The 11,033-nt window shown below is 69.5% G+C and carries 7 protein-coding genes and 1 pseudogene; 4 read left to right on the top strand and 4 right to left on the bottom strand.

Going from position 1 to position 11,033, the window contains the following annotated elements; translation table 11 throughout:
• The 3 genes from G528_RS0114275 to G528_RS0114265 all read right to left on the bottom strand — a co-directional run.
• A partial coding sequence (locus G528_RS0114275; protein WP_051198861.1) for a DUF222 domain-containing protein occupies positions 1-1,573 on the bottom strand: 1,573 nt, incomplete at its 3' end.
• A gap of 119 nt (positions 1,574-1,692) precedes the next feature.
• The gene (locus G528_RS0114270; RefSeq protein WP_026919556.1) at positions 1,693-3,054 is read right to left on the bottom strand and encodes a M1 family metallopeptidase; all 1,362 of its coding nucleotides are present in this window, start codon (positions 3,052-3,054) and stop codon (positions 1,693-1,695) included.
• A 72-nt stretch (positions 3,055-3,126) separates the two neighbouring features.
• A complete protein-coding gene (locus G528_RS0114265; protein WP_026919555.1) occupies positions 3,127-7,023 on the bottom strand; it encodes a Pls/PosA family non-ribosomal peptide synthetase in 3,897 nt (1,298 codons plus the stop codon).
• 197 nt (positions 7,024-7,220) lie between these two features.
• On the opposite strand from G528_RS0114265, the gene fgd reads away from it, so the two are divergent.
• Positions 7,221-8,234 (top strand): glucose-6-phosphate dehydrogenase (coenzyme-F420), encoded by a 1,014-nt coding sequence (gene fgd, locus G528_RS0114260; RefSeq protein WP_026919554.1) that lies wholly within the window; start codon positions 7,221-7,223, stop codon positions 8,232-8,234.
• An 18-nt stretch (positions 8,235-8,252) separates the two neighbouring features.
• Positions 8,253-9,650, top strand: coding sequence for a glutamate decarboxylase (gene gad / locus G528_RS0114255; protein WP_026919553.1), 1,398 nt, complete (start codon positions 8,253-8,255; stop codon positions 9,648-9,650).
• 49 nt (positions 9,651-9,699) lie between these two features.
• On the opposite strand, the gene G528_RS0114250 is transcribed toward gad, so the two are convergent.
• Entirely contained in the window at positions 9,700-10,230 is a 531-nt protein-coding gene (locus tag G528_RS0114250) for a hypothetical protein (RefSeq protein WP_026919552.1), read from the bottom strand.
• 254 nt (positions 10,231-10,484) lie between these two features.
• Here G528_RS0114250 and G528_RS18500 point away from each other — a divergent pair, with 254 nt between their 5' ends.
• Both G528_RS18500 and G528_RS17695 read left to right on the top strand, forming a co-directional pair.
• On the top strand, positions 10,485-10,736 hold the full coding sequence (locus G528_RS18500) for a hypothetical protein (protein ID WP_156890461.1): 252 nt from the start codon (positions 10,485-10,487) through the stop codon (positions 10,734-10,736).
• A 33-nt stretch (positions 10,737-10,769) separates the two neighbouring features.
• Positions 10,770-11,033, top strand: a pseudogene (locus G528_RS17695) (IS30 family transposase); the annotation flags it as partial.

Below are 11,033 nucleotides of genomic sequence, written 5' to 3'. Positions count from 1 at the left end.
CGCAGGGGAGCATGCCGAGTTCGGGGAGCAGCCAGGTGTTGGCGGCCTGCCGGCGGACGGTGATGCCTTCGGGGGTGGTGATCTCGGTCCAGACGGTGCCGTGGGCGTCGGTGATCTGGTCGTCGAGCCAGCCGCGGGTGTGGGTTTTCAGGCCGTGGTGGAAGCGGCATTTGGGGTTGAGGTTGCATGCACACGTCGGCCCACCCGAACCGGGGTCGGTGTGGTTGTATTCGGTGACATGATCCAGATCGCACCGCCACGCGGGCCGATCACAGCCGACCCAGGAGCACGTGCCGAACAGGCCCCGCACCGCCGTGTCTAGGACGGCGGTGGGTCGGTACGGATTGCCGCGCTGCGCGGTCCGGTCCAGGAGCCGACTGAGGTCGAGGTCTCGGGTGACCGCGTCGGGGCGTTTCGCTAGTTCTCGGACGTGGGCGGCGGAGATGGGTCCGTGGCCGTCGAGTATGGCGGGGGTGTCGCTGTTGCCGTCGAGGGTTTCTTGGCGGACCACGACGTGTAGGACGATGCTCGCACACCGGGCGGCCACATCCGCATCGGAGAGCTCAGCGGCACAGTCGGTGCGTTCGCACGCGCAGACGAACGGCACCCCGGTCAGGCGGGCGACGGCCGCATCGGCCCGCAACTCGCCTTTCGTGCGTGGATCGTGCCTGCACACGCCGGCGATGACCGCATCGATGGTGTCTTTGCACAGCACCGCGTCTTCGGTGGAGGTGGTGATGAGCAGTTCGGAGACCGTATCGGTCACCGGCGCGACGAGCACCTTCTTCTGTGCGCGGGTGTCTTCGCGGGTGGTGGTGACCGCGTCGGGGTCGTGTGTGGCCACGATGTGGGCGATGGTGTTCTCCACCCGGCGTGCGGTCAGCCCGCCGATGACCGTGAGGCGGTGGGCAGCTTCGGTGTCGATGAACGCCAGGATGTCGGGGTCGTCGATGAGGGCGGTTTGTTCGATGGCGCGGCGGAACCAGAACGGTGTCAGGACCCCGTCGCGTAGGAGGCGGCCGATGGCGGGGATGCGGTCGAAGCAGGCGAGGGCCTCATCGACGAAGCGTTCGGCGGTGCACTGCCGCACTCCGGCCACCACCGCGTAGGAGGCGGCGACCTGACACAGCGGATCATAAAGCCGAGTGAACACATCGGTGTTCCCGACAGTCTCGGCAGCGGTGTTGGCGTCGGCGGCAGCATTGGCCTCGGCGATCCGGTCGCTGGCCAGGTCGTAGATGGCCCGATACCGGTGCCAGAGGACCAGGCCGTGGAAGGAGTCGGCGCGGGCGGCGAAGAGCATCATCGCCGCATCATCACGCCCAGCAGCCTTCCCGTCCTCGGGGTCCGCTGCCCGGCCCGCTGCTCCCGCGGGTCGGGGGAGTCGGATCACCAACTCCTCATCGGTCACCGTCACCGACGGCTCTGCGAGTTCGCCGGGCCCGCGCAATGCCGGACCGGGACCGGGGTTGCCCGGTCCGGGCGGAAAGATCATCGTCGCGGTCATGGCATCCTCCCCGAAACTCCCGATCACATAGGCCGTGATCTCGAACTCGAACCATCTCGAACTCATGTTCGATGATACTCGCAGGGTCCGACAATCCCGCCTCCGACAATCCCGGCTCCGACGATCTCGGGCCCGAGGAGACCTGCCGACGAGACCTGCCGACGACCCGGCGTCGGCAGACGGTGTCAGCGCATGGTGGGAAACGCAGGCAGGTCGACGGTGTGCAGCCAGTCCTGCCAGATGTCGCCGAGCGGTTCGCGAGTGAACGTCGACGCCAACGCCACGAAATCCTCCGTGGTGACACATCGGTACGCGTACTTCTCGGTCCAGCGACGTATCAGGGCGAAGAAGTCGCCGTCGCCCAACCGGAGGCGAAGCGCGTGCAGGGTGATCGCGCCCCGCTTGTAGACCCAGTCGGAGAACATCTCGTCGGGGCCGGGATCGGCGAGCGTCGTCGGCCCCGGTTCAGCGACCAGCTTGGCATAGTAGTGCCGCGCGCACTCGTCGGCCGACCTCCCGCCGCTGTGCTGGCTCCACAGCCACTCGGCGTAGCAGGCGAAGCCCTCATGGAGCCAGATGTCGCGCCAACGGGCCGCGGTCACGGAGTTGCCGAACCATTGATGGGCCAGCTCGTGCGCCACCAGACGTTCGTGGTCGAGGGTCCCGTCGCAGTGGTTGACGCCGAAGGTGGAGAACCCCTGGGCTTCGAGCGGGATGTCGAGCGGGTCCTCGGTGACCACGGCCGTGTACGCGGGGAACGGATACGGGCCGAACATCTCGGTGAACGCCTCCACCATCTCGACCTGCCTGCCGAAGCCGGCGTCGAAGGCCTCGCCGAGGGCGGCGGGAAGCAGTGCGTGGACGGGAACGTCGCCACCCTCGGCGAGGACGCGGTGCTCGTACTGCCCGATCTGGATCGACGCGAGATAGGTGGCCATCGGCTCCACCTGCTCGTAGACGCGTTCGGTCATCGCGGCACGACGGCGCGTGGAGATCAGCCGACCGTTGGCCAGCGCGAAATACGGACTGTCGGTGGTGATGCGAATCCGGAACGGGGCCTTGGCCTCCGGGTGGTCGTCACATGGGAACCACGACGGGGCCCCGTTCGGTTGATTGGCGCACAGCGCGCCGTTCTCGAGCTCCTCCCAGCCGACGGTGCCCCACCGACTGCGGACGGGTCGCGGATTTCCGCCGTATCGGACCTCGACGGTGAGTGCACCGCCCGCGGGGATCGCATCGGTCGGGGTCACCGCGAGCTTTCCCGACCGATGCGCGTATCGGACACGACGCCCGTTCACCGAGACGCGCTGGACGCGCAAGCTGTCGGCGAGGTCGAGGGAGAACTTGCGCAGCGGTTGATAGGCGGTCGCGGTGACCGTCGCGGTGCCCGCGAGTCGATTGGAGTCGACCCGGTATTCGATGTCGAGGTCGTACCGCGACACCCGATATCCCAGGTTTCCGCTGTCGGGGAGGTACGGATCCAACTCGTGGGAGGCGGCACTGAGCGTCGGCGTGTGCGACGCCTTCTTTGCGAGTCTGCCGGGCAACGGCTGCCTCTCCTTCGATGATGGGTGCGGCCTGTCTGAGCGTACCGTCGCGGTGGTTCGGTCAGCGGTGGCTCAGCGCGGCCACGGTGCGATCGGGTTGCCCTGCCAACGACTGTGCGCGGGTACCTCGTCGCCGCGCATCACCAGCGAGGCCGGGCCGACGGTGGCCGATGCGCCGAGCCCCGACGCCGGCAGCGCCACACAGTGCGGACCGAGGGTGGCGCCGGATGCGAGACGGACCTCGTCGATCGCCATCACCCGGTCGTGGAACAGATGCGTCTGCACCACGCAGCCGCGCTGCACAGTCGCTCCGTCGCCGAGCTCCACGAGGTCGGCTTCGGGCAGCCAGTACGACTCGCACCAGACGCCGCGTCCGATGCGGGCGCCGAGCGCGCGCAACCACAGGGTCAGGACCGGGGTTCCGGCGGCGGCATTCGCGAACCACGGTGCCGCGACGGTCTCGACGAAGGAGTCCGACAACTCGTTGCGCCACACGAAGGAACTCCACAGGGGATGTTCGGAGGCGGAGATCCGGCCGACGACGACCCATTTGGCGGCGACCGCCACCGCGCAGGCCACCGCGCCCGCTGCGAGGAGGACCAGGCCGCTGCATGCGGCGGCGACGACGACACCGTGACGGACGGCGAGGGTCTGGAGTGCGAACAGGACGCCGACGCCGATCGTGAACGACACCATCACGGCGACGAGACGCAACGTCTCGACGACGCCGCGTGCGACGCGCAGTGCGGGCGACGGCGAGAACGTGCGCGCATCGTCGGTCTCGGCGGCACTGCGCCGCAGGCGGACCGGCGGGCTGCCGAGCCAACTGGATCCGCTCTTCGACTTCGTCGGCGCCGACGACAGCACCGCCACCAGCGAGTTCTTGGAGAGTTTGCGCGACGGAGCGACCATCCCCGAATTGCCGAGGAAGGCGCGTTTGCCGACCTTCGCCTCACCGACCCGCATCCAGCCGCCGCCGAGCTCGTACGACGCCATGAGGGTGTCGTCGGCGAGGAACGACCCGTCGCCTACCACCGTGAACTTGGGGATCACCAGGGCCGTGGAGATCTCGGTGCCGGCGCCGATCCGCGCCCCCAGCGCACGGAACCACCACGGGGTCAGCAGGCTCGCGTACAGCGGGAACAGGTAGGTGCGCGCCGAGTCCATGAGGCGTTCGGTGGCCCACACCTGCCACCCGGTCCGTGACCGGACGGGGTAGACGCCGGCGACCATCCCGATCGACAGCAGCCGGACGGCGACGAGGGTGACGACGGCGAAGACCGCGGTCGCGGCGAGCGCGCCGAGCGGTGCGAGTGCGGTGGCACGCACGGCGGCCGTGCCGACGTCGGGGGCCGACAGCGCCCACGATCCGGCCACCGCGAGTCCGGCCGCGAGGGCGAGGATCGGGACGCCCGAGACGACCAGGGCGCTGACGGCGTACACCGGCACCCACCAGAGTCGCTGCGGGGGCCGCGTCGCCGGCCATTCGGGACGCGCCTTGCCGACCTTCGCCGCCGGTGAACCGCCCCACCGCTGCCGGGCCTTCACCGTCCCGGTGACCGCGGATCCCGGGTCGACGATCGCGTCACGACCGATGCGCGCACCGGGGAACAGCACCGAGCGGGCGCCGACGGTGGCACCGGACTTGACCACGATCTCCCCGATGAGCAGGTCGCCGCCGTCGATCCACCACCCGGCCAGATCGACCTCCGGTTCGACGGCGGCGCCGTCGCCCAGTCGCAGCAGCCCGGTGACCGGTGGCAGTGAGTGCAGATCGACCCCGCGGCCGACGGTGGCGCCCAGCGCCCTCGCCAGCGTCGGCATCCACGGCGCTCCCGACAGATTGTGGGCGCCGGAGGCGTGCATGAGACGTTCGGCCAGCCAGAGACGGACGTGGACGGAGCCGCCGCGCGGATACCGGCCCGGGCCGACCCGCGCCAGCAGGATGCGGGCGCCGAGCCCGGCGATCACGAGCCGGCCGAACGGGGTCACGAACACGATGAACGCCGCCGCGAGGGCCCACCAGTTCACCGGGACGAGCCACGGGGCGTCGTAGCCGAGAGCGTCGGCGACCGTCCGCCCGATGTTGTCGGCGACCCCGAGCCAGGTGATCCATTGGATTCCGCTGAGGGTGGCGAGCGGGATCGACGCGATCGTCTGCGCGATCCCGGTGCGCCGGGGGACCGGCGGTACCGGACTCCGGTCGGTGGACGGGATGTTCGGATCGGCGTGCCCGGCCTCCGGGTGGGCGGTGTCGAGGTACTCGGCCAGCGAACCGAGGCGGGGATGGTCGTAGAGGACCGCGACGGTGATGTCCGGATAGCGTTCGCGCAGGGACGTCACGAGTCGGGCCGCGGTCAGCGAGCCGCCGCCCTCGGCGAAGAAGTCGGCGTCCGGGGAGCCGACCGGGGCGCCGAGGACCGCGGTCCACCGTTCGGCCAGCCACGCCTGCGTGCCGTCGAGGTCGGCGGCCGGTGCGTCGGTGCCGGGCAGCGGCCACGGCAGGGCGTCCCGGTCGACCTTTCCCGATGTGCGGGTCGGCAGTTCGTCGACCCGCACGAGCCGGGGGACCATCGCGGCCGGGAGTTCGGCGCGGAGGGCGGCCTGCGCGGCGGCGACGTCGAAGTCCGGATCGGCGGATGCGAGGTAGCCGACGAGGATCGCCGTGCCCGCGGCGGTGGAGCGGACAGCGGTCGCGGCCCCGCCGACGCCGGGCAGATTCTGGAGGGCGGAGTCGATCTCGCCGAGTTCGATGCGGCGGCCGCCGATCTTGACCTGATCGTCGGCGCGGCCGACGAATTCGAGCCCCTCGAGGGTGAGCCGGACCAGATCGCCGCTGCGGTAGGCGCGATCCCAGCCGAGCGACGGCATCGGCGAGTACTTCTCGGCGTCCTTGACCGGATCGAGGTAGCGGGCCAGGCCGACGCCGCCGATCACGAGTTCGCCGGTGTCGCCGACCTCGACGGGTTGCTGGTCGGCGTCGACGACGGCCAGGTCCCAGCCGGCCAGCGGCAGGCCGATGCGGACGGGCCGGCCGCGGTGCATGCGGGCCGCGCACGCCACGACGGTCGCCTCGGTCGGCCCGTAGGTGTTCCACACCTCGCGGTCGTCGGTGGCGAGTCGGTCGGCGAGGTCGGGTGGGCAGGCTTCGCCGCCGAAGATCAGCAGTCGCACCGCCTCGAGCGCTTCGGCAGGCCACAGTGCGGCGAGCGTCGGGACCGTCGAGACGACGCTGATGTCGCGTTTCACGAGCCACGGGCCGAGGTCGGTGCCGGAGCGGACGAGCGCCCGCGGCGCGGGGACCAGGCAGGCGCCGTGGCGCCAGGCCAGCCACATCTCCTCGCAGGAGGCGTCGAAGGCCACCGACAGTCCGGCGAGCACGCGGTCGCCGGGCCGCAGCGGATCGTCGGGAAGGAACAGTGCGGCCTCGGCGTCGACGAACGCCGCGGCATTGCGGTGCGTCACCGCGACACCCTTGGGTCGGCCCGTGGAACCCGACGTGAAGATGATCCAGGCGTCGTCGTCGAGCCGCGCCGGCGACGTGCCGAGCGACTCGCGCGTCCCCGGTTCGGGGTCGGGGTCCGCGACCGGGTGGATGCCGTCCCCGTCGATGATCGCGTCGACGTCCGCCTCGTCGAACACCAGCCGTGCGCGCTCGTCGGGGTCGTCGGCGTCCACCGGCACGTAGGCTGCGCCCGCGTACAGGGTGGCCAGGATCGCGATGTAGAGGTGACGATCGCCCGACGGCATCCGGATGCCGACGCGTGAACCCGGTCGCACCCCGTGATCGGCCAGACGGCCGGCGACCCGCCGGACGAGTGCGATCAGCTCGGAGTAGCTGACGACGCGGTCGCCGTCGTCGACCGCGGGCGCGTCGGGATGCCGCCGCGCGGTGTCGGCGAGGACGTCGCACAGGGTGCGCGGGGCGGGCGCTCGGTCGGAGAGCAGGTAGACCGACGGAATCGGCACGGGCAGTAGACCTCCGGGCGTGACACGGGCTACGCGCCGCGGCGGCACGTCGAGGTCATTGTGCACCAGGTCCGGCGGTCTCGCAGGGCGAGGAACGTAAGGTGGATCACGGTTCGGTCGTGGACGGTTCGGTCGTGGACGGTTCGGCCGATCGCGATGAGTTCGCCACCAGCGACCACCCGACTCGAGGAGAGACGATGGCAGCACCACTGAAGCTCGGATTGAAGGCGTCGGCGGAACAGTTCGACCCGCGCGAACTGGTCGAGGTGGCGGTGATGGCCGAGGAGTTCGGACTCGACTCGGTGACGGTCAGCGACCATTTCCAGCCGTGGCGTCACAACGGCGGTCACGCCCCGTTCTCCCTCGCGTGGATGGCCGCGGTCGGTGAACGCACCTCGCGCGTCCAACTCGGAACGTCGGTGATGACGCCGACGTTCCGCTACAACCCGGCGGTCGTCGCCCAGGCGTTCGCGACCATGGCCTGCCTGTACCCGGATCGGGTGATGCTGGGCGTCGGCACGGGGGAGGCGCTCAACGAGTTCGCCACCGGCTTCACCGGTGAGTGGCCGGAGTTCAAGGAGCGGTTCGCGCGCCTCCGCGAGGCCGTCCGGCTCATGCGTGAGCTGTGGACGGGCGAGAAGGTCGATTTCGAGGGCGACTACTACCGGACCCAGGGCGCCTACATGTACGACATCCCGGAGAAGCCGGTCCCGGTCTACATCGCCGCAGGCGGCCCGGTCGTCGCGCGGTATGCGGGTCGCGCCGGAGACGGTTTCATCTGCACCTCGGGCAAGGGGATGGACCTCTACACCGAGAAGCTCATTCCGGCGGTCCGGGAGGGGGCCGCGAAGAACGAGCGCGAGTTCACCGACATCGACCGGATGATCGAGATCAAGATCTCCTACGACCGCGACCCCGACAGGGCGTTGGAGAACACCCGGTTCTGGGCGCCGCTGTCGTTGACGGCCGAGCAGAAGCACAGCGTCGACAGTTCGGTGGAGATGGAGCGTCTCGCCGACGAACTGCCCATCGAGCAGGTCGCCAAACGGTGGATCGTGGCATCCGATCCGGACGATGCCGTCGAGCAGATCAAGGCTTACATCGACGCCGGACTGAACCATCTGGTCTTCCACAATCCGGGCCACGACCAGCGTCGATTCCTGGAGGCGTTCACCGAAGACGTGGTTCCGCGGCTGCGGTCGATGGCGTGACGGGGGAGGGGGACGACGATGCCGACCAGTCATTCGCACCGGGGGTTCACCGGCGACGACCCGATGGTCCTGAGGCCGGTGTTCAACCGTTCCGGTGAGGCGACCGAGCTTCCCCGGTACGAACTGCCCGAGTCGATGATGCTGCCCGAGACGGCCTATCAGATCGTCCACGACGAGGCGATGCTCGACGGGAATGCGCGACTCAACCTGGCCACCTTCGTCTCCACCTACATGGACGACGAGGCCAAGGCGCTGTACGCCCAGACGGTCGACAAGAACATGATCGACAAGGACGAGTACCCGGCGACGGCGGCGATCGAGGACCGGTGCTGGCGGATGCTCGCGAATCTGTGGCACAACCCCGACGTCGAGCGGGCCGTCGGCACCTCGACGATCGGCTCGTCGGAGGCGTGCATGCTGGGCGGTCTGGCGCTCAAACGGCACTGGCAGACGCGGCGACGGGCGGCGGGGGCGTCGACGCAGACGCCGAACCTGGTGCTGTCGACTGCGGTCCAGGTGTGTTGGGAGAAGTTCTGCAACTACTTCGAGGTGGAACCGCGCTGGGTGCCGGTGAGCCGCGACCATCTCGTCCTCGACGGCCACGATCTCGCCGACTACGTCGACGAGAACACCATCGGCGTGGTCGCGATCATGGGGCAGACGTACACGGGGTTGTACGAGCCGGTGCGCGCGATCGCCGCGGCGCTCGACGACATTCACCAGAAGACGGGCCTGGACGTCAAGATCCACGTCGACGGGGCGTCGGGGGCGATGGTGGCGCCGTTCTGCCAACCGGACCTCGAGTGGGACTTCCGGGTGGAACGGGTGGTCTCGATCAACACCTCGGGGCACAAGTACGGGCTGGTGTATCCGGGAGTCGGCTGGATCGTGTGGCGTGACTCCGCGGCGCTGCCCGAGTCGATGGTCTTCCACGCGAGCTATCTCGGCGGTGACATGCCGACGCTGGCGCTCAACTTCTCACGCCCGGGCGCGCAGGTCCTGCTGCAGTACTACCAGTTCCTCCGGTTGGGGCGCGAAGGGTATCGGGCGGTGCAGCAGGAGTCGCTGACGGTGGCGCAGCACCTGTCGGCGCAGATCGCCCGGATGGGGCCGTTCGAACTGTTGAGTCGCGGGGACACGATCCCGGTGTTCGCGTGGCGTCTGGTCGACGGCCCACGGAACTGGACACTGTACGACCTGCAGGATCGGCTGCGGATGAAGGGTTGGCAGGTGCCCGCCTACCCGATGGCCGACGATCTGGCAGACATGGTGATTCAGCGGATCGTCGTCCGAGCCGGGCTGAGCCGCGATCTGGCGGAGATCCTGTTGCGCGACATCCGTACGGAGGTCGACTTCCTCGAATCGTTGACGGCGCCGATGCCGCGTGCGGCGGACGGATCGCACTTCCACCACTAGACCGCACTTCCACCACTAGACCGCACTTCCGGCTACCGGGGCGGGGGTGTCACTCCGCCGAGGATTCCGGTGGGGGCGCAGTGGTCGTCACTGTCTCGGTGATCGTGGTCGGCTGGGTCCGTGTGACGGTCTTCGTCTCGGTCTTCGTCTCGGTGTCGGTCCGCCGGTCGACGCGGGACCGGGACTCGGTGGCCGTGGTGACCCGCATGCGGACCCGTTCGGTGGTCGAGACCTCCGTGGTGGTGGTCGTCAGGGTGCTGGTGACCGCGGCGGGCGGGGGACCGGAGTTGCGGTGCCGGATGATGAAGAAGCTCACGATGAGCAGGGCCGCCGCGACGCAGGCGATGGCGGCGATGATCCGCCAGCGGCGGACCGCGGCGGCCTCGGCCGCGGTGGTCGCGGTCGCCGTGGTGGCAGCGGTGGGGTCCGACTGAGGAGCGGGGGTGACGGCCATCGCGGGCTGTCCGGCGGGGGCGGTGTGGCCGTCGTAGGCCGTCGGCGATGCGGGGTAGGCCGGGTTCGGCTGCTGGTCGCCCGGTTCCGGTGGAAGCGTGGGGCCGTCGTGGGGCGGCTGAGTCAACGTGCACTCCTCGGATGTCGAGCATGGGCTCCAAGCACAGTACCGCGCAGCCTCGCGCCGGGGCGGTGCACCCGTGATTGCATCGAGCGGATCGCGGGCCACCCGAGAGGCTTGTGATGCACATCACCGAAAAGGGGGTATTGCGGTCCAGTCGACAGGGATCATGTGATGTGCAAGTATGTCAGATGAGTTCGCCTCCTGCTCCCTCCCGGCACGGCGCAACTCCTCGTATCCCCGCGTAGAAGGTCTCCCCGATGACTTCGATTTCCGCGCCGCCTCCCGCTCCCCAGGGCGCCCGTTCCCGGATCTCCCCGCTGGCCACCCGCGTCACCCCGCGCGCCGTCGCGGAATGGGAGGCCCACCTCGGCGCGCCGACCGCGGCGGGCCGCCCCCGCCCCGTGCACTACTCCGGTGCCGCGGGAACTCAGGCATACGGGCACTCCATCGAGGTTCGCGTACCCGAACCCGAGGGCGGATTCAAGCGGTCAGTGCAACGAGTCCTGTGAGATGAGGCAGTCACTGATCACAGGAGGATCCGGATGCAGGGCAAGCACGGTCATCTCAGTCGGGAGCAGAAGCAGCTGGCACTCAGGCTGCATGCGAGGGGTTGGCGGCTGGTCGACATCGCCAAGGAGATCGGCTGCAGCGCGCCGATGGTCGGGATCATGGCCCGCACCGGCAGGCACGCCGACGCCAAGCCGTTCGGCTGGGAGCCACGCCAGGGCTGCCTGACGATTGACGAGCGCGAGCAGATCCTGGTGGGGATCAATCGTGGCGACACCTTCACCGCGATCGCCGAGTAC

The sequence above is a fragment of the Gordonia shandongensis DSM 45094 genome (genome assembly GCF_000423025.1).
GTDB lineage: Bacteria > Actinomycetota > Actinomycetes > Mycobacteriales > Mycobacteriaceae > Gordonia > Gordonia shandongensis.
Note: the sequence above shows the minus strand (reverse complement) of the source record. Positions and strands in the feature narration are given on the sequence as shown.